Origin of the sequence: Streptomyces sp. NPDC101225 (assembly GCF_044767585.1) — a bacterium.
In the GTDB taxonomy this organism is placed as follows: Bacteria; Actinomycetota; Actinomycetes; order Streptomycetales; family Streptomycetaceae; genus Streptomyces.
Genome location: NZ_JBIWOE010000006.1, coordinates 124,523 through 143,185, shown reverse-complemented (window position 1 = coordinate 143,185; position 18,663 = coordinate 124,523). Strand labels below are relative to the sequence as shown.

Sequence of the window (18,663 nt, the reverse complement as noted above, 5' to 3'; positions counted from 1 at the left end):
TTTCGCAGGGCCGGGGGGCTCAGTCGCCGGAGGGTGCGGGCGAGGGCCTGGCCCCCTTCTTGAGGAAGCCCATGTCCTCGTAGACGGGTGTGCGGAACCCGAACGAGCCGGCGTTCGCCAGGCCCTTCTTCGCGGCCGTCAGCTGGGGGCGCTGGTAGAGCGGGATGGAGCCGGCGGCGGCCCAGATGCGCGAGTCCGCCTTGCGCAGCAGGGAGCGGCTCTCGCTGCCGTCCAGGGTGGACGCGGCCTGGTCGAAGAGCTGGTCGACCTGGTCGGTGCCGACGCGGGTGTAGTTCTGCTCGACGTCGAGGGAGCCGTCGGCGGCCGGGACCGGCTTGGCGTAGACGGGCCGCGCGTCGGTCGCGGGAAAGGCGGAGGCGGGCCAGGAGTACAGGGCGAGGTCGAACTGGCCGGACGCGATGTGGTCCTTGAAGTAGCTGTCGTCGGGGACCTTGGTGATCTGCGTGGTGATGCCGACCCGCTCGAGCATGCGGCCGATCCGGTCGGCGACGGTGCGCAGCACCTCGGAGCCCGCTCCCGACGGGAGCACGAAGCTCAGGGTGAGCGGCTTGCCGTTCTTGGCCAGCGGGCGGGCCGCGAGACCCGCCGGGGCGGCGGTGCCCTTGGGGGCGTAGGCGCCGGGGACGCCGCCCTGCCGCCCGGTGTACTGCCGGCCGTCGGCGAGGTGCTTGCCGCCCTCCTCGCCCCCCTTGCCGTTCTCCTGCCTCGGCGCGTGGTCCCTGGGGTCCTTGTCGTCCCCGCCGCGGCTGTCCCCGTTCTTGTCGTCCTCGCCGACGATGTACGTGCCGTCGTCGCCGTCGGACTCGTCGTCGGACTTCTTGCCCGCCGCGCCCGCGGCCTTCTCGCCCTTGTCCTTCTCCTTCTCCTTCTCCTCGGCGAGCGGACCGCCGCGCACCCAGCCGGCGTCCTCGAGCAGCGCCTGCGCCTTCGCGGTGTCCTGGCCGCCGAGGGCGCCGCTGCCGTCGGCGTAGACGGCCTGCCCGGACAGGGCGAGATGGCTGCCGACGGGCAACGCGGGCAGCCCGAGCGGCTTGAGCACGGTCCGGGCCAGCGAGAGCCGGTCCAGGGCGCGGGCCACGGCCCGGCGGACGCGCTCGTCCGCCAGGGGGCCCTTGGAACCGTTCAGGGCGAGCTGGGTGTAGGCGGGCTCCAGCGACTTGCGGACGGTGAAGCCCTGCAGGGCCTTGGCGGGGGCGCGCCGGGAGCCGGGGCCCATGAGCGGGGTGCCGGTGCCGTTGGCGCGGCCGGCCAGGGCGAAGCGGTCGGCGTCGGACGGGTCGATCTCGGCCAGGTCGAGCTTCCCGTCGGCCAGCGCCTCGGCCCGCTTGTCGAGCGGCACGGCCTTCAGGTCGATCGCGTCGAGCTTGGCGGGCCGGCCCCACCAGCGCGGGTTGCGGACCAGGGTGACCTGGTCGTTCTTGGTGTCGACCTGCTTCAGCGAGAAGGGTCCGGCGGTGACCTTGAGCTTGCGGCGCGCGCCGTCGTTGAAGGCGTCCGGCGTCCCCATGACGTCCTTGGGGTACAGCGGCGTGAACAGCGACCGCCAGTCGGCGTACGGCTTCGCGAAGGTGACCTTGACCTCCAGGTCGCTGGCGCCGCGCTCGATCTTCCCGATGCGGTCGTAGCCGGCGTTGCGGGCCGTCCAGTACGCGCTGTCCTTGCCGGACAGGGCGCGCCACTGGGCGGCGAAGTCGGCGGCGCCGATCTCCCGGCCGTCGCTCCACACCGCCTGCTGGTTGAGCTTGTAGACCACGACCTGCTTGGGCTCGGTCTTGACGACCTTGGCGGACTCCAGGTAGTCGGCGTTGCGCACCGGCCGCCCCTTGCGGTCCATCCGGTACATCGACGGCAGGACGGCCTGCGCGATCCGTCCGGTGGCGGCGTCGGCGTCCGACTGGAAGGAGTTGAGCGTCTCCGGCACGTCGTCCACGGCCCAACGCAGTGTGCCGCCGTCGGCGACCAGGTCGCGCGCGGCGGGCGCGACGTCCGGCCCCGCGAGCGGCTTGCCCGCCGGGTCCTCGGCGCTGCAGCCGGTGAGCGCGGACACGGCGAGCGCGCCCACGGCCAGGAACGCGGCCGACCGCAGTGCAGCGCTGGGACGGACAGGCACGGGTCCGACGCCGTCGTGGGACATCTCTTCCTACCTCCGAGCAGCCGCTCCGGCCGGGGACATAAATGGGGCTCTGATCACATTTGGCGGTATTTTGGAGCTGATCAGATCTATGGCCCCACTGAAGAGGAAAGGGTTCGTCTCTCGACGGCGACACGGCGGCGGGCGCGGGGAAGGTCACTCGTGCGGCGCAACGTGCGCCGGGGGCGCATACAGAGCGCATGCGGGCGTGCACGTGGAGGCGTGCAATCCGCCAATCGCTGCACATCCCTTCCCACCGGCAGGTGTGACGCGCAACACTCGCAGGCGCATGAACGTTGCCACCTGGGGCCCGACGGCCCATGGAAGTGAGGTCACGTCATGTCCGTGCAAGACGACCTGACGACAATGCAGCGCTGCCTGGACGACCTGTCCCGGTCCGTGGGCCGCCTGGAGAAGCAGCTGGGCAGTGGCGGGCTGGACATGCGCCGCGTCCGCGCCGACGCCGACCACCTGCGCGAGAGCGTCGCGCTCCTGCGCGCGGCGGCGTCGAGTCCGGCCGCACCACGCAAGCCCGAGCTCGTCACCATCCCCGACACCCCGTACGACGACTCGCTGTGGGTCGACACGGACGACGAGGGACTGGGTGCGCACCACGGCGACCACCACTGAGCGCCCCCCGACACCGACCGGAGTCATGAGTTGGCCACTGGTACGGAACCACATCTGAACAGCGGCGGCGTACGGACCGGTACGCGCGCCGCGATCGACGCCCCGCACCTGCGCACCGACCGCTGGTGGCTGGCCCCCGCCGCCACCGCGGCCGGTCTGCTCGCCTTCATCGTGTACTCCACGTGGCGGGCCTTCGCGAACGCGGACTACTACTCGGCGCCGTACGTCTCCCCGTTCTACTCGCCCTGCCTGGCGACCAACTGCCAGCACATGCCCTCGGGCCCCAACGCCGATCTCTTCGGCGACTGGTGGGCGATCTCCCCGGCGATCATCATCCTGATCTTCCCGCTGGGCTTCCGTCTGACCTGCTACTACTACCGCAAGGCCTACTACCGGGGCTTCTGGGCGTCCCCGCCGGCCTGCGCGGTGGCCGAGCCGCACAAGAAGTACACCGGCGAGACGCGCTTCCCGCTGATCCTGCAGAACATCCACCGGTACTTCTTCTACGCGGCGATCCTGGTCGCGTGCGTGCTGACGTACGACACGGTGCTGTCCTTCCGCGACACGGACGAGAACTGGGGCCACATGGGCCTCGGCACCGTCGTGTTCCTGGTCAACATCGCGCTGATCTGGGCGTACACGATCTCCTGCCACTCCTGCCGGCACATCGTGGGCGGCAAGCTCAAGCACTTCTCCAAGCATCCCGTGCGCTACCGGGCCTGGCAGTTCGTCGGAAGACTGAACGCCCGTCACATGCTGCTCGCCTGGGCGTCGTTGGTGAGCGTGGCGGTCGCCGACTTCTACGTCTATCTGCTCGCCTCGGGCGCTTTCGACGATCCGCGATTCTTCTAGTGAGTGGGGCCTTGTGATGTCCGTGGTCGACCGCCAGGAGTGGGACGTGGTCGTGGTCGGTGCCGGGGGCGCCGGACTGCGTGCCGCCATCGAGGCGCGCGAGCGAGGAGCCCGCACGGCAGTCATCTGCAAGTCCCTGTTCGGCAAGGCGCACACGGTGATGGCCGAGGGCGGCATCGCCGCGGCGATGGCCAACGCCAACGAGCACGACAGCTGGCAGGTCCACTTCCGCGACACGATGCGCGGCGGCAAGTTCCTCAACCAGTGGCGGATGGCCGAGCTGCACGCCCAGGAGGCCCCGCAGCGGGTGTGGGAACTGGAGACCTGGGGCGCCCTGTTCGACCGCACGAAGGACGGCCGGATCTCCCAGCGCAACTTCGGCGGCCACGAGTACCCGCGCCTGGCGCACGTCGGCGACCGCACCGGACTCGAGCTGATCCGCACGCTCCAGCAGAAGATCGTCTCGCTCCAGCAGGAGGACAAGAAGGAGACCGGCGACTACGAGTCCCGCCTGAAGGTCTTTCAGGAGTGCACGGTCACCCGGATCCTGAAGGACGGCTCACGCGTCTCCGGCGTCTTCGCCTACGAGCGTGAGAGCGGCCGCTTCATGGTGCTGGAGGCCCCCTCCGTCGTGATCGCGACCGGAGGCATCGGCAAGTCCTTCAAGGTGACGTCGAACTCGTGGGAGTACACGGGGGACGGGCACTCGCTCGCGCTGCTCGCCGGAGCGCCGCTGCTGAACATGGAGTTCGTGCAGTTCCACCCGACCGGCATGGTCTGGCCGCCGTCGGTGAAGGGCATCCTCGTCACGGAGTCCGTGCGCGGCGACGGCGGGGTGCTGCGCAACTCCGAGGACAAGCGGTTCATGTTCGACTACATCCCCGACGTCTTCAAGGAGAAGTACGCGGAGTCGGAGGAGGAGGCGGACCGCTGGTACGAGGACCCGGACAACAACCGGCGTCCCCCCGAGCTGCTCCCCCGCGACGAGGTCGCCCGGGCGATCAACTCCGAGGTGAAGGCGGGCCGCGGCTCCCCGCACGGCGGGGTGTTCCTCGACGTGTCGACGCGTATGCCCGCCGAGATCATCAAGCGCCGGCTGCCCTCCATGTACCACCAGTTCAAGGAGCTGGCGGACGTGGACATCACGGCGGAGGCCATGGAGGTCGGCCCCACCTGCCACTACGTGATGGGCGGCATCGCGGTCGACTCCGACTCGGCGGCGGCGCGCGGGGTGCCGGGGCTGTTCGCCGCCGGTGAGGTCGCGGGCGGCATGCACGGATCGAACCGGCTGGGCGGCAACTCCCTGTCCGACCTGCTGGTGTTCGGGCGCCGGGCGGGCTGGCACGCGGCCGAGTACGCGACCGGGTCGGCGGGCGGGCGTCCGCCGGTGGACGACGTCCAGGTCGACGCGGCCGCGGCGGAGGCCCTGCGGCCGTTCTCCGCGGAGGGCCCGGCACCCGGCGAGGACGACGGCCGCCCGCCGGAGAACCCGTACACCCTGCACCAGGAGCTCCAGCAGACCATGAACGACCTGGTCGGCATCATCCGCCGCGAGGGCGAGATGGAACAGGCCCTGGAGAAGCTGGCGGACCTTCGGGTACGGGCCCGCCGGGCCGGTGTCGAGGGCCACCGCCAGTTCAACCCCGGCTGGCATCTCGCACTGGACCTGCGCAACATGCTGCTGGTCAGCGAGTGCGTGGCGCGGGCGGCGCTGGAGCGCACGGAGTCGCGCGGCGGCCACACCCGCGAGGACCACCCGGACATGGAACGCACGTGGCGCAACGTCAACCTGCTGTGCCGACTGACCGACCCCACGGGCGGGTTGGCGGCCACGGACCCGGTCCGCGGTCAGATCACCCTCACCCGGGAGACCACCGATCCCATCCGCGCCGACCTGCTCGCTCTCTTCGACAAGGAGGAGCTGGTCAAGTACCTCGCCGAAGAGGAGCTGTACGAGTGAGCAGCTACGAGGCCCGCTTCAAGGTATGGCGGGGCGATCCGAAGGGCGGCGGCCTGGAGGACTTCACGGTCGACGTCAACGACGGCGAGGTGGTGCTGGACATCATCCACCGCATCCAGGCCACCCAGGCCCCCGACCTCGCCGTGCGCTGGAACTGCAAGGCGGGCAAGTGCGGTTCGTGCTCGGCGGAGATCAACGGCCGGCCGCGCCTGATGTGCATGACCCGTATGTCGGTGTTCACCCGGGAGGAGACCATCACGGTCACCCCGCTGCGGGCCTTCCCGGTCGTCCGCGACCTCGTCACCGACGTCGGCTTCAACTACCAGAAGGCGCGTGAGGTCCCGGCCTTCGTGCCGCCGGCCGGACTCGCCCCCGGCGAGTACCGGATGATGCAGGAGGACGTGGACCGCTCGCAGGAGTTCCGCAAGTGCATCGAGTGCTTCCTGTGCCAGGACACCTGCCATGCGGTCCGCGACCACGAGGAGAACAAGCAGGCGTTCGCCGGACCGCGCTTCCTGATGCGCGTCGCCGAACTCGACATGCACCCGCTGGACGCGGCCGCCGACACCGGCCTGGACCGCAAGAAGACCGCCCAGGACGAACACGGCCTCGGCTACTGCAACATCACCAAGTGCTGCACGGAGGTCTGCCCCGAGGGGATCAAGATCACGGACAACGCGCTGATCCCCCTCAAGGAGCGGGCGGTCGACCGCAAGTACGACCCGCTGGTGTGGCTGGGATCGAAGATCAGGAGGCGGCAGACCTGACGCGGGCCGAAGCCCGCGCTCAGCGCACCCAGCCCTCCCGGTAGGCCGACCAGTCGCCTTCCGTGGCCGCGAAGTCGACGTAGAGGGCGACGCCGAAGTTCTCGCGGCCCGCGTCCGTGCGGGAGAGGCCGAGACGAACCCCGCGGACGGCGGCGGGGACCGTCTCGGCGCGCGCCCGGTGACCGAAGCGGTTCTCGTGGTAGAAGGGCAGGCCCATGAGGAGGTCCGTCGACTTCGGGGTGACCTCCAGGGCGAGCGAGGTCTGCTCGGCGACGTAGCCGCCGTACAGGCTCTGCAGCGGCTGCATGGTGTCGTACGACATCACGGCGATCTGGTCGACGCGGCGCGCCACCTGGCCGAAGTACGCCTGCGACCACCACTTGGGATGGCCGGTGAGCGTGCCCCAGAGGGAGTGGAAGGCGGGGAGCGGGTCGATCTGGTGGGCCGCGACGGAGAGCGGGACGCCGGCGGCCGCGGTGACCCTGTGCAGGGCGTCGAGAAGGGCCAGGTAGTCGCGGTCGCCCGAGTGCAGGGGTTCGAGGTCGAAGTGGGCGCCGTCGAAGCCTGCCGCCAGGACCTGCCGGGTGGAGGTGACCACGGCGGCCCGGGTCGCCGGCCGCTCCAGCCGCATTCCGTCGGGCCCCTCGCTCGCGAGCACGTCCCCGAGCCAGGCCTGGACGCGGATGCCGGGGGCCGCCCGGTGGACGGCGCCGATGAGCCGGCGCGCCCCGGGGTAGTCCGAAGCGGGCAGGGTGCCGTCGTGTTCCAGCGGGCCGGCGTGCACGTACAGGTCGCGGATGCCGGTGTTCCTCAGGCGGCGCGCGAGGGCCGTGACGTCCGCGTCCGTCCTGCGGCCGTCGACCCAGGCGTGGCCGAGCCAGATCGCGTCCCGGTTCCTGGTGTGCGTGCCGGCCGCCGGATCGCCGTTGTAGTTCAGGCGCAGCGCCAGCTCGGCGGCGAGCACCGGGAGGAGGAGCAGCAGGACCAGAGCCAGGGCGGCGCGTCCGAGCCTGCGGCGCCGTTTCGCCCCGCGTGCGGCCGCGGGGTCGTGGGGCGCGGTGTCCGTCGCGGCCCGCGCCGCCGTCTCCTCCTCGGCGGCCGGCTCCCCCGCCGTCTGCGCCGTCGGCTCCATGGCCGCTCCCCCTCCGCCGTCCGCCGTCTCGCTCGTCCGTCTCCCCGGGCCGCCACCGCCCCACCCCGGACGTATCCCGGTCGCGCACCCGCATTCCTGCTCATACGCTCCGAAATGTGACGCCACCCTTGATCCGGGGCCGGCCGCGGCGGGCCGCCTCCCACATATCCGCGCGGGTCGCGCACGCCCTGGTGGGGGGCATCGCCGGGGTCGTGTGGCTGGTGCTGCCCTGGATGACGATCAACCACCACGTGCCGGTTCCGGCCACCCGCGCGGCCCCCTCCGCCCCGAGCGCCGCCGGGGCCGAGCAGGACGAGACGTCGGCCACCGCGCTGCTGCTGCCGCTGGTGGCGGTGATCGTGGTGGGCGTGCTCGCGGGCTACGGGTACGTGCGCCGCACCCGGCGGGCCCGGACCCGTACGACGCCGGGCGGCGCCGTCGTCCCCGCCGTCCCGGCCGCGGGGCCGCTCTCCGAGGACGACGAACGCGCGCGGGCGGCCCTGGTCGAGGCGGACGACTGCGTCCGCACCAGCCGGGAGGAGCTCGGCTTCGCCGAGGCGCAGTGCGGTGCCGACGCCGTGGCACCGTTCGCCCTGGCCGTACGGGACGCGGGATCGGAGCTGGCGGCCGCCTTCCGGATGCGGCAGCAGTACGACGACGGGGTCCCGCAGGACGAGGCGTCCCGGCGGCACGCGCTCGCGGGGGTCGTCGGACGGTGCCGGGAGGCGGGACGGCGGCTGGACGCGGAGGCCGCGGCCTTCGACCTGCTGCGCGCGCCCGCGCCGGGCGGCCCGGCCGCCGCGCTGGAGCCGGCCGAGGCCCGGTTCCGCGAGCTGACCGCGCGCACCGCGGCCGCGCAGACGGCGCTGGCCGGCGCCACCGGACGGTACGGTCCCGCCGCGACCGCCGCCGTCACCGGTCACGTCGAACAGGCCAAGGACCGCCTGGTGTTCGCCACGGTCGGGTTCAACCAGGCCCGCCAGCGCGCCGACGCGGGGGACGGCGAGGGCGCGGCCCGTCATCTGCGCGCCGCCGAGGGCGCGACCGCCCAGGCGGACGTCCTGGTGACCTGTGTCGAGCGCCTCGCCGCGGATCTGACGGCCGCCGCGGAGCTGGTGCCGGCCGCGCTGACGGGCGCGGAGGCGGAGCTCGACACCGCGAGGACCTCGGACACGGCCCTCCCCACGGGCGAGTTGCACGCCCTCGCCGGGCGCGCCGACCTGGTCCTGACCGCCGTACGGGAGGAGGTGACCGCCGGGCCGTACGACCCGCTCGACGCGCTGCGGAAGATCACGGGGGCCGTCGCGCCGCTGGCCACCGGGCGGGCCGGCGCACTGCCGGCCGGCGCGCTGCTCGCCGCGCGCAGCGCCGTCGCCCTCGCCGACGGCTTCGTCGCGGCGCACCGGGGCGCCCTGGGCAGCACCGCCCGCACCCGGCTGGCCGAGGCGGAACGACTGCTCGGCGCCGAGCCCCCCGACCCGGGGGCCGCCGACGCCCTGGCCCGCCAGGCCCTCGCGCTGGCCGAGCAGGACGTGCGGATCTACGGCAATCCGATCGCCGGCGCGGCCGAGCACGCGAGCGGTGCCGCCGGAGCCGTCGTCGGCGGAGTCCTCCTGGGCGGAGGCCCCGACGGCGGCCCGCCCGCGAGCTTCGGCGGACCGCGCACCCGCGCCCGCCGGGGGAAGCCCGGCTGAGGGCGCTCGCGACACCTCCTAGAACAGGCTCAGCAGAGCCTCCGCCGGATCGGCCAGCCCCGTCTCCCCGTCCGGCAGCGGCAGTTCGAACCAGACCGTCTTGCCGCGCGGTGTGCGGCGCGAGCCCCAGGCGGCACTGAGCAGACCGACGAGCTGCAGGCCGCGGCCGCCCTCGTCGGTGTCGCGGGCGCGGCGGCGGCGTGGCTGGACCAGGCCGGAGTCCCAGACCTCGCAGACCAGGGTGCGGTCGAGCAGGAGCCGGAGCCTTATCTCGCCCTCGCCGTAGCGCAGGGCATTGGTGACCAGCTCGCTGACCAGCAACTCCGTGGTGTCCACCAGGGGTTCGAGATCCCACGACAGCAGCTGGCCGCGGGCGTACTCGCGGGCCCGGCCCACGCTGCGCGGCTCGCGCGGCAGCGTCCAGTCGCCGACCGAGTCGGTGGGCAGGCCCTGGACCCGGGCCATCAGCAGCGCGATGTCGTCCTCGCCGTGGTGGGTGTCGAGGGTGTTGAGGACGTGGTCGCAGACGTCCTCCAGGGGGCGGCTGGGGTCCGTGAGCGCCCCGACGAATGCCTGCAGGCCCTCGTCCAGGGGGTGATCGCGGCTTTCGACCAGTCCATCCGTGTAGAGCGCGAGCAGGGCGCCTTCGGGCAGTTCGACCTCCACCTCCTCGAAGGGCTCGCCCCCGACACCGAGCGGCATGCCCGGCGGCACGTCCAGCATCAGCGCGTCCTCGCCGGGTTCGACCAGCACGGGCGGCAGATGCCCCGCGTTGGCGAAGGTGCAGCGGCGGGTGACGGAGTCGTAGACCGCGTAGACACAGGTCGCGAGGTACACCTCGGAGAGGTCCGCCTCCCGGGGGCGGCGGGCCGACCGGGTCGCCTGCTGGACGCCGCCGGGGGCGCCGAGACCGCGGGCGATCTCGTCCAGCGCGCTCAGCACCTCCGCCGGTTCGAGGTCGAGGAGCGCCAGCGTCCGCACCGCGGAACGGAGTTCGCCCATCGCCACCGCGGCGCGCAGCCCGCGGCCCATCACGTCCCCGACCACCAGCGCCGTCCGGTGGCCGGGCAGTTCGATGACGTCGAACCAGTCGCCGCCGACCTCGCTCGGGCGGTCCGCGGAGGAGGCGCCGGGCAGATAGCGGCAGGCGATGTCCAGGCCGGAGGCCACCGGGTCGCCGGGCGGAAGCAGCGACCGCTGCAGGATCAGCGCGCGTTCGTGCTCCCGCCGGTACAGCCGCGCGTTGTCGATGCACACGGCCGCCCGCGCGGCGAGCTCCACCGCCAGATCCCGGTCCCGGTCCCCGAACGGCTCGCTGCCCTTGGTCCGGGCGAACTGCGCCAGTCCTACGACGGTGTCGTGGGCGACCATGGGCACGGCCAGCGTGGACTGGACGAGACCGCCCTCCTCGGCGGGCACGAGCCGGGGCCGGGCGGTGCGCAGGGCGTCCGCACAGGGGGAGTTGAAGGGGTAGTGGTGGACGGCGCCCACGGCGACGGGCGCGCCCCCGCCCACGAAGGGCGCGTCGGAGACCGCGCTGGCGAACGCGACCCGGCGCAGCTCCGCGCTGCTGTCGGCGAGTCCGGGCGGTGTCTCGTCGCCCGCGAGCAGCCCCTGGTAGAGGTCGACCGTCGCGAGGTCGCAGAAGCCGGGGACGACGACGTCGAGCAGTTCGCGGGCCGTGGTCTCCAGGTCCAGGGAGTTGCCGATGCGGGCCCCGGCCTCGTTCAGAAGGGCGAGATTGCGCCGCGCGGCGGCGGCCTCGCGGGCGGCCGCGCGGCGGGAGGTGATGTCGGTTCCGAGCCAGGCGATGCCGATGGGGCGGCCGGAGCCGCTGTGCACGCGGTAAAGGTTGATGGACCAGTGACGCCGGTCGTCCGAGCCCGGCACGAAGCCCGTGACGTGCATGTCCGTGATGGAGTCGCCGGTCTCCAGGACCCGGCGCAGGGTCGCCGAGACCCGTTCGGCCTCCGGGCTGCGCAGATAGTCGTGGACGCCGCGGCCGCGGTGGTCGTCGGGCGTGCCGCCGAACGTGCTGGCGAACTGCTGGTTGGCCCGCCGGATGCGCAGATCGGGGTCGATCAGCAGGAAGCCGAAGGGAGATTGACCGAAAATCGACTGCGAGGCGGCGAGGTCGGTCTCGATGCGGCGCAGCGTGCGGACGTCGACCACGATGCAGACGGCGGCCTTCTCGCCGTCCTCCGTCCGCGTCGGCATGACGTAGACCTCGGCGAGGGCCTCGCGCCCGCCGCCGTCCTCGGCCGTGCTCGGCGTACGGAACGGCACGACGCCCGTCCACTCCCGGCCGTCGAGGATCTCGGCCATCTTGCGCTGGCCCTGTTCACGCAGGCCGGGGTCGACGAAGGCCTCGATGGGGTCCATGCCGACCGCGTGCCCGGCGGAGATCCCGAAGAGCTGCTCGGCGCGCAGGCTCCACTGGTCCACGAGCCCGTCGGGGCCGATGGAGAAGGACGCGACCTTGATGTAGTCGTACATGGAACCGGGCGGGCTGCTCTGCCACATGGCGTCACCGGCGGGCGCGTCGTCACCGAGGCCGGTGTCCCGGCCCCCCGCGCGGGGGGCGTGGGGCTCCTCGTGGGCGGGCATGCCCGCCCCGCCCGCCGTGCCGCCCGGCGCGCCGGCCGCGGTCCCGTCCGCGGCCTTTGTCCTCGCGCCGTCCGACGGGTCCTCGGACTCCGTGGCCTTCGCTGGTATCTCGCTCACGCGAACCGTCCCCTCCAGCTCACCGCGTCCGGCATCGGTCACCGGGGGCGGCTGCCCGCAGTATCCAGCACTACGGCGCCGCACAACACGGTGTTCACGATCACAGCATGGTCCCGACGGTTTTCGGTCCCGGCTGCGACAACACTTCCAGTCTTCTAACCAGCCAACACCTCGTCGAATCACATGCGTCGCACCCTGCCGGCGGCCTGAACCGGCCGTTGTACGCGATCACGAACCGCGTACAGCCTCCGCGGACGGTCCGCGGCCGTTCGCACAGCGCACGGCGGGGCCGGACGCCGGGTCCGCTCAGCCCGGCACGGCGAGCTCGAACCACACCGTCTTGCCCGCCTCGCCGGGCCGGGTGCCCCAGCGGCGCGAGGCGAGGGCGACCAGCTGAAGTCCGCGTCCGCTCTCGTCCTCGGGGCGGGCCACGCGTTCGCGCGGCGGGTCCGGGAGGGGGTCGGAGACCTCCACCAGCAGCACGTCCTCCAGATTCGCGGGGCGCACGAGGCGCAGGCCGATGGGTCCGGTGGCGTGCCGCAGGGAGTTGGTCACCAGCTCGCTGACGAGCAGGGCGGCGAGATCGCCGAGGACATCGAGCTCCCAGGTGTGCAGCTGGTCACGGACGGCGGCGCGGGCCTTGCCAACGGCACCCGGCTGTGCGGGGAAGCTCCACTCGGCGCAGCCGTCTTCGGTGTCGATCACGCCGATCACTTCCCAGCCAAGCCCGCCCATGTCCGGTTTCGTGGGGTTAAGGGCCACATACCCGATATCCGGCAGCCAGTACCGTCGGGCACGGCGCACTGTGGCGCGAACAGCGCGGGAGGGGGCGCTCAGCGCGTCCCGGCGTCGAGTCCCGCGGTCGCCTCGCGCACCGCGGCCACGTCCTGGTCCAGCCAGTCCACGTCCCAGATCTCCTCGGGGGCGAGCCAGCGCAGTGCGTCATGGTCCTGGAGGGGCCGGGGGCCGGCGGAGCCGGGGTGCAGCCGGGCGGTCCACACCTGGAGGACGTACGGGGACCTCAGGGGCCACTCCCCCGGAATCCGCTCGACGGTCTCGGACTCGACGCCGAGTTCCTCGCACAGTTCGCGCACCAGGGCGGCCTCGGGCGTCTCGCCCGGCTCCACCTTGCCGCCGGGCAACTCCCAGCGGCCGGCCAGCTCGGCGGGCGCGCTCCGGCGCGCGGCGAGCAGGCGGCCGCCGTCGAAGAGAGCGGCTCCCACCACCACGATCCGTTCCGTCATGCGCGGGAGCCTACGGGACCGGGGGTCCGCTCGCGGAGCCGTGCACGGGCCGGTCAGGCGCGGGCGGCGTCTCCGTTCTGGCCGATGCGCTCGACCCAGTACAGCTGCTTGTGCTCACGGCGGTCGAGACTGTCCGCGATCTTCTGGGCCTCGGCCCTGGTCGCGTACCTGCCCACGCGGTAGCGATTGCCGTTGTCGTCCTGCCGTATGACGAGCCAGGGAAGTGTGATCGTGCTGTCGTTCATCACGCCCCACCGCTCCTTCCCGTCCTGGCCCGACCGCCGCCCGTCCGCGGTGCGCGCCGTGCCCCACCCGATAAGGAAACCGCAATCCGCATATGCCTGAGCCTACGCCTAACCTTTACGCAGCGAATACGACTTCTCACAAGGAGGTACGCAACCGGCCAGGCCCCAGGGGGCGCACGACAGGGAGTGCGCCGTGCCGGGACGACGACGCGTCCGGTCAGGGGCATGTCGGACATGGGCGGGAGCGACCTGCGAGAACGGCCAGAATCAACCGGCGGACGGGCGCGCTCCGGGGGCGCCCGTCCGGAGTCGCGGCGCGGGGGCGCCCGGGCCCGTCGCCGTGAGGGTGTGCGCTACTTCACTGGGAGGTGGTACGCGACGCGGTAGCGGTCGGCCGGGACGACGACGTCCGCGGTCTCCACGGGACGGCCCGAGGCGAAGAACGTCCGCTGGATGACGAGGACGACATGACCGGGGACACCGCCCAGGGCGTGCAGCTCCTCGGCGAGGCCGGGGCGGGCGCCGACCTCCTCGGTGACGTTGTCCACGATCACGTCGATCGCCGCCATGCGCTCGACGACGCCCATGCCGCCGAGCGGGCCCTCCTCGGGGAGCATCACGGGGGTGCGGCCGGTGACCGCGAGGGGTTCCCAGGAGGTGGAGAGCATCATCGCCTCACCGGCCTCCCGGAAGACGTATCTGGTGCACATCACGCGGTCGCCGGGCTTGAGCGAGAGGCGCTCGGCGACCGAGGCGCCGGCCTCGGTCTGGGCGCTGCTCGACTCCCAGGTGCCGCGCCCGTCGCCGTCGGCCTGCTCCTGGCGGAAGGGCGTGGCCCCGCCGGCCGGGCGGTAGCCGGAGCGGGCGACGCTGCGGGGCACCGGGCGCTCGCGGACGTACGTCCCCGAACCCGAGCGGCCCTCGACCAGGCCCTCCGCCATCAGCACCTTGCGGGCCTCCAGCGCGACGGTGTCCGAGACGCCGTACTCCTCGCGGATCCTGGCCTGGGAGGGGAGACGGGTGTGCGGCGGCAGCGAGCCATTGACGATCTTCTGGCGGAGATCACCCGCGACGCGCAGGTACGCCGGCTGCTCACCGAAAGTCACTGGCCGCTCCCATCAGGTTGTACAGACAGCAACAGCGTGGCAACCGTGGGTTCTGCGGTGCAAGTAAAGGCCAGAGAATCACTCGATGTAGTGACATGTGTGTGGGGAGGGCTTCACCCAGGCACTTTCTCCCCACTCCGACGGCGATCACACATCGAGTGCCGAACCACCGCCTCCGTCGTCCCGTCCGCCGCTCCCGTCGCCGGACACGGGCGGGGTCGTGGCCAGGCCCAAAGCCTTGCGTGCGGTGACGGAGGTGTCGGGGTCCGCGAGCACCATGGCGCGGTCGTAGTGCGCGGAGAAGCCGTCCGCGTCGGTCGCCTTCGCCGCCAGGGCCCACTCCTTGCGGCCCGCCGCCACGTTCGCGGCGACCTCGGCGACCGGCTTCCCGGCGGCCGCCGGCCAGGTGTGGCCGCGCAGCAGCCTGGTCTCCCGGGCGAGCGCGGCCGACATCTGCCCGGCCCACTCGCGGCTGCCCCGGAGGTCGTCGTCGGGGCTGTCCACGGGCTGCCGGTCCAGGGCGGCGTCCTCCACGTCGACCGCCTTGAGATAAGCGACCTGGTCGGCGTCCAGGCTCCGCTCGTCGTTGCGCAGCGAACCCGTCAGGCCGGCCGCCTCGCCGGTGCTGCCGAACAGGCAGGTGACCTCGCGGTCGCCGAATCCCCAGCTGTCCCGGGTCGGCGTCATGTAGTACACGTCGACGTGGTCCGGCACCGCCCAGGCGTCCATGGCGTAGCCGTAGCGCAGCGCGTAGCACCGGGCGTCGGCGATGTCCGCGACCTTGCCGTCGCCCGGGTAGGCGGAGCCGCCCCTCATCCGGAACACGGCGAAGACCTCACCGTCGTGCTGCTTGTCGCAGAGCACCTTGTCGACGTCGTAGGCCGTGCCCTCCAGGGAGCCGCCCGGCGCGTCGAAGCAGTCGCCCTCGGCGAGGGAGTAGGCGCTGCCGTGGCGGTCCGCGGCCTCCTTGACGCCGGACCAGACGGAGGAGTGCGCGCCGGTGGCCAGCGCCACCGCCCACAGCGCGAGCCCGACGGTGGACAGGACCGAGCCCGCGACGGCCATGCCCTTGCCGCGGTCGCCCCGCTTCCGGATCTGGGCGAGCGCGACGACGCCGAGCACCAGCCCGACGGCCGGGACGAAGCAGAGGATGCCGAGGACCAGGGAGGCGATGGCGACGCCGTTGACCGGGACCGGGCGGTTGACCGGGCTGTAGCCCTGGCCCCAGGGCCGGTACGGATACGGCCCCGGAGCGCCGTGGGGGCCCTGGGGACACGACGGGTCCCCGCCCTGCCGGTACGGCCCGGAGGGCCCGGGTGGCTGGTGGGGCCCGGGCGGCGGAGGTGTGGACACGGGCACCGTGCTCCTGCTTCGGACACTGACGCACTGGACCGGCGTACGACTGGGCGCATGGTATGCGTGCGGTGAGCGGGGACGGAACGGTGATCGCGGAACCCGTCGTCCGCGGTGAACGGCCTGGCCGCACGGTGGGCCCCGGGTCAGGAATCCGAGGCCGTGTCCCCGGCACCCGCGAGCCTGCGCTGCTCCTCCTCCACGATGCGCCGCGCGATGCCCGGGTCCGAGACGTCGATCGCGTCCGGGGTGGCGTCGGCGACGTCGCTGCGGCGGGCGTAAGCGTCGAAGAGGCGGTCCTTGTTCTCCAGGATGCGCAGCAGGCGTTCGTCGACGCTGTCGGTGGCGAGGAGGCGGTGCACCTGGACCGGGCGGATCTGGCCCATGCGGTGCGCGCGGGCCACGGCCTGGTGTTCCAGGGTGGGTTTGACCTGCGGCTCGCACAGGATCACCACGGACGCGGCCTGGAGGTTGAGGCCGACACCGCCGGCCTCGATCTGCGCCAGCAGCACCGCGTGCCCGTCGGCGGCGGCGAAGTCGTCCACCAGCCGCTGGCGCCGGACGGCGGTGACGGAACCGGAGATCGGGCCGAAGACGCCCTTGCCGAGGGTGTCCCGGACGGTGGCGAGGACCTCGCGGAAGTAGGAGAACACGACCACCTTCAGGCCGTTCTCGGCGGCCTCGGCGACCAGGTCGCGCAGCCGCTGCAGCTTCGCGGACGTCTCCGGGTCGGCGTACGCGGCCCTGCGCATCGCCATGAAGTTCCCCGCGGCGACCGCCGTGCCGTAGGCGTCCTGGTCCGCCGCGCCGAGCTCCTCCCACTCGTCGACCTGGAGCAGGGCGGGCAGCTCGGTGAGCACGTCCTGCTGGTTGCGGCGCAGGTAGGCGGGCGCGACCGATCTTCGGAAGACGTGCGGGCCGGCGACGGCGTCGCTGTCGCGTATGCCGGGCACCAGCTCCGGGCGGAGGAGGCGCACCAGGGCGCGGAACTCCTCGACGCGGTTCTCCATGGGGGTGCCGGTGAGGAAGAGGACGCGCTCGCAGGCCCGCGTCCAGCTCGCGATCGAGCGGGCGCGGCGGGTGACGGGGTTCTTCACGTAGTGCGCCTCGTCGACCACGAGCATGCCCGGCGGGGTGCCGTCCGGCGCGGGGAGCGTGTGCAGCAGGTCGAAGGTGGTGAGCGCGACACCGCCGCGCTCGCGCCAGGCGGCGTACGCGTCCTGCCGGTCCGGACCGTGCACCTGCACCGCGCGCAGGGTGCTGCGGGAGCGGATCTCCCGCGTCCAGTTGATGAGGACGCCGGCCGGGCACACCACCAGGAAGTGGGTCTGCCCCTCGGCCGCGAGGTGGGCGAGCGCGGCGATGGCCTGGACGGTCTTGCCGAGCCCCATCTCGTCACCGATGACGACCCGGCGCTGGGCGAGCGCGAATCGGGCACCGAAGGACTGGTACCCGCGCAGCGAGACCCGGCGGTGGGTGTCGTCCAGCGGCTGGGCGTGCACCCGCTCGGCCACCTCGGAGGGCAGGAAGCCCTCGGCGGCGGCCTCGTCCGTGCGGTGCTCGGAGACCTCGGCGAGCTGACTGTAGTACTCGGCGGAGCGCAGCTCGAAGTCGACCCAGGCCTCGATGTCGGAGGCAGGCCCGCGCAGCAGGTCGGTGGCGGCCTGGGTCAGCTGGAGCCGGGTGCCCCTGTCTCTGGCCTCGTCGGTCAGCGCGCGCAGCTCCGCCGCCGCCGCGAGGGCGGCCTGCTTGCGGCGCCGCCCGGTGAGGGCCAGCCGCAGCCGGCCGGTGGCCGGGCGGGCGGCGGGGAGCAACTCGCGCAGCCTGCGGTCGAGTTGCTCCGCGGTGTCCACGGCCCGGCGCAGTTCGGGCCCCGCCTCGACCAGGCGGTGCAGCGCGACGACCAGCGCGGTGGTGCGCGGCTCGGGCCGGTCGACGTCGATGCGGACGGTGACGGTCTCCTGCACCGCCCGGGCGATCTGCCGTGCCGCGGCCAGGGCCTGGTCGGCGGTCTGGGCGCCGACCCCGGGGATCTGCCGGAGCTCGTAGCGGCTGGCCTCGTACACCGCGCGCACGGAGGTGAGCCCGGCCGCCTCGACCGCCGCGAGGCGCAGTCGGCCCTCGGTGGCGTCCTTGAGCCGGCCGATCGGGATGGACGCCAGCTCCTCGACGACGAGTTCGTCCCGGAGCGGGGCCAGGGCGGAGCGGACGGCGTCGAGTGCGCGGGCGTGATCGGCGAGCACGGTGCGGGCGGCGTCGTGCAGCCGCGTGCCCCGCGTGCACAGCTCCCGGGCCCGCCGCCCCACGGGCGGCTCCCGCACCTCCCCCGCCTGCGCCATGCCACCCCTCCCGCGCCGCCCGTCCCGGTACGCACATCTTGGCACCGGGGTACGACAACCGGAGCGGTGGCGTACGTCCGGTTCATCCGCCCTCGGCGCGGTCGCCTGCGGCGGGAGGCGGCGCAGGCGCTCGTGACGGGAAGCGGCGCGGTCGCCTGCGGCGGGACACCCCACGATCGCCCACGGCGGGAAGCGGCTCCCTCGCGCACGGCGGGAGCCGGCGCACTCGCCCGCCGCGAGAGGCCGCACAGACGCCGGCGACGGGAAGCGGCTCAATCACCCGCGACGGGACACCACACGATCGCCCACGGCGGGAAGCGGCTCAGCCACCCACGGCGGAACGCCACACGATCGCCCACGGCGGGAAGCCGCTCCCTCGCGCACGGCGGGAGCCGGCGCACTCGCCCGCCGCGAGAGGCCGCACAGACGCCGGCGACGGGAAGCGGCTCAATCACCCGCGACGGG

At 73.2% G+C, this 18,663-nt stretch carries 14 protein-coding genes; 5 read left to right on the top strand and 9 right to left on the bottom strand.

Going from position 1 to position 18,663, the window contains the following annotated elements:
* Positions 1-19: 19 nt before the first annotated feature.
* Complete coding sequence (locus ACIRPX_RS11215) at positions 20-2,155, bottom strand: ABC transporter family substrate-binding protein (RefSeq protein WP_404191591.1); 2,136 nt, start codon at positions 2,153-2,155, stop codon at positions 20-22.
* 336 nt (positions 2,156-2,491) lie between these two features.
* Between ACIRPX_RS11215 and ACIRPX_RS11210 the strand changes: the two genes are divergently transcribed.
* From ACIRPX_RS11210 to ACIRPX_RS11195, 4 genes are read left to right on the top strand one after another with little or no spacing between them, the layout of a single operon-like run.
* The gene (locus ACIRPX_RS11210; protein WP_404191588.1) at positions 2,492-2,782 is read left to right on the top strand and encodes a hypothetical protein; all 291 of its coding nucleotides are present in this window, start codon (positions 2,492-2,494) and stop codon (positions 2,780-2,782) included.
* Positions 2,783-2,812: 30 nt separating this feature from the next.
* On the top strand, positions 2,813-3,634 hold the full coding sequence (locus ACIRPX_RS11205) for a hypothetical protein (protein ID WP_404191585.1): 822 nt from the start codon (positions 2,813-2,815) through the stop codon (positions 3,632-3,634).
* 16 nt (positions 3,635-3,650) lie between these two features.
* Positions 3,651-5,594 carry a fumarate reductase/succinate dehydrogenase flavoprotein subunit gene (locus ACIRPX_RS11200; RefSeq protein WP_404191581.1) on the top strand — a complete coding sequence of 648 codons (1,944 nt, stop codon included), beginning with the start codon at positions 3,651-3,653 and terminating at the stop codon, positions 5,592-5,594.
* On the top strand, positions 5,591-6,361 hold the full coding sequence (locus ACIRPX_RS11195; protein ID WP_404191578.1) for a succinate dehydrogenase/fumarate reductase iron-sulfur subunit: 771 nt from the start codon (positions 5,591-5,593) through the stop codon (positions 6,359-6,361). Before ACIRPX_RS11200 ends, ACIRPX_RS11195 begins: the two co-directional genes overlap by 4 nt.
* 19 nt (positions 6,362-6,380) lie before the next feature.
* Here ACIRPX_RS11195 and ACIRPX_RS11190 read toward each other — a convergent pair whose 3' ends face one another.
* Positions 6,381-7,493 carry a hypothetical protein gene (locus tag ACIRPX_RS11190; RefSeq protein WP_404191575.1) on the bottom strand — a complete coding sequence of 371 codons (1,113 nt, stop codon included), beginning with the start codon at positions 7,491-7,493 and terminating at the stop codon, positions 6,381-6,383.
* A gap of 116 nt (positions 7,494-7,609) precedes the next feature.
* Between ACIRPX_RS11190 and ACIRPX_RS11185 the strand changes: the two genes are divergently transcribed.
* Positions 7,610-9,187, top strand: a complete 1,578-nt coding sequence (locus tag ACIRPX_RS11185; protein WP_404191572.1) for a hypothetical protein — start codon at positions 7,610-7,612, stop codon at positions 9,185-9,187.
* Between the two features lie 18 nt (positions 9,188-9,205).
* Here ACIRPX_RS11185 and ACIRPX_RS11180 read toward each other — a convergent pair whose 3' ends face one another.
* The 7 genes from ACIRPX_RS11180 to ACIRPX_RS11150 form a co-directional block, all read right to left on the bottom strand.
* Positions 9,206-11,911 carry a SpoIIE family protein phosphatase gene (locus ACIRPX_RS11180; RefSeq protein ID WP_404191569.1) on the bottom strand — a complete coding sequence of 902 codons (2,706 nt, stop codon included), beginning with the start codon at positions 11,909-11,911 and terminating at the stop codon, positions 9,206-9,208.
* A gap of 306 nt (positions 11,912-12,217) precedes the next feature.
* Positions 12,218-12,646 (bottom strand): ATP-binding protein, encoded by a 429-nt coding sequence (locus ACIRPX_RS11175; RefSeq protein ID WP_404191566.1) that lies wholly within the window; start codon positions 12,644-12,646, stop codon positions 12,218-12,220.
* Between the two features lie 98 nt (positions 12,647-12,744).
* A complete protein-coding gene (locus tag ACIRPX_RS11170) occupies positions 12,745-13,155 on the bottom strand; it encodes a (deoxy)nucleoside triphosphate pyrophosphohydrolase (RefSeq protein ID WP_404191563.1) in 411 nt (136 codons plus the stop codon).
* 53 nt (positions 13,156-13,208) lie between these two features.
* Positions 13,209-13,400, bottom strand: a complete 192-nt coding sequence (locus ACIRPX_RS11165) for an SPOR domain-containing protein (protein ID WP_404191560.1) — start codon at positions 13,398-13,400, stop codon at positions 13,209-13,211.
* 353 nt (positions 13,401-13,753) lie between these two features.
* Positions 13,754-14,506 carry a GntR family transcriptional regulator gene (locus ACIRPX_RS11160; protein ID WP_404191557.1) on the bottom strand — a complete coding sequence of 251 codons (753 nt, stop codon included), beginning with the start codon at positions 14,504-14,506 and terminating at the stop codon, positions 13,754-13,756.
* Positions 14,507-14,653: 147 nt separating this feature from the next.
* Complete coding sequence (locus ACIRPX_RS11155; RefSeq protein WP_404191554.1) at positions 14,654-15,859, bottom strand: DUF4190 domain-containing protein; 1,206 nt, start codon at positions 15,857-15,859, stop codon at positions 14,654-14,656.
* A 146-nt stretch (positions 15,860-16,005) separates the two neighbouring features.
* Positions 16,006-18,198, bottom strand: coding sequence for a DEAD/DEAH box helicase (locus ACIRPX_RS11150; RefSeq protein WP_404191551.1), 2,193 nt, complete (start codon positions 18,196-18,198; stop codon positions 16,006-16,008).
* Positions 18,199-18,663: the final 465 nt, after the last annotated feature.

What these genes read in the sequence shown, in the direction of transcription:
- ACIRPX_RS11200 (WP_404191581.1), top strand. Translation starts at nt 3,651, where the DNA reads ATGTCCGTGGTCGACCGCCAGGAGTGGGACGTGGTCGTGGTCGGTGCC.
- ACIRPX_RS11170 (WP_404191563.1), bottom strand. Translation starts at nt 13,155, where the DNA reads ATGACGGAACGGATCGTGGTGGTGGGAGCCGCTCTCTTCGACGGCGGC.
- ACIRPX_RS11210 (WP_404191588.1), top strand. Translation starts at nt 2,492, where the DNA reads ATGTCCGTGCAAGACGACCTGACGACAATGCAGCGCTGCCTGGACGAC.
- ACIRPX_RS11165 (WP_404191560.1), bottom strand. Translation starts at nt 13,400, where the DNA reads ATGAACGACAGCACGATCACACTTCCCTGGCTCGTCATACGGCAGGAC.
- ACIRPX_RS11175 (WP_404191566.1), bottom strand. Translation starts at nt 12,646, where the DNA reads ATGGGCGGGCTTGGCTGGGAAGTGATCGGCGTGATCGACACCGAAGAC.
- ACIRPX_RS11150 (WP_404191551.1), bottom strand. Translation starts at nt 18,198, where the DNA reads ATGGCGCAGGCGGGGGAGGTGCGGGAGCCGCCCGTGGGGCGGCGGGCC.
- ACIRPX_RS11215 (WP_404191591.1), bottom strand. Translation starts at nt 2,155, where the DNA reads ATGTCCCACGACGGCGTCGGACCCGTGCCTGTCCGTCCCAGCGCTGCA.
- ACIRPX_RS11190 (WP_404191575.1), bottom strand. Translation starts at nt 7,493, where the DNA reads ATGGAGCCGACGGCGCAGACGGCGGGGGAGCCGGCCGCCGAGGAGGAG.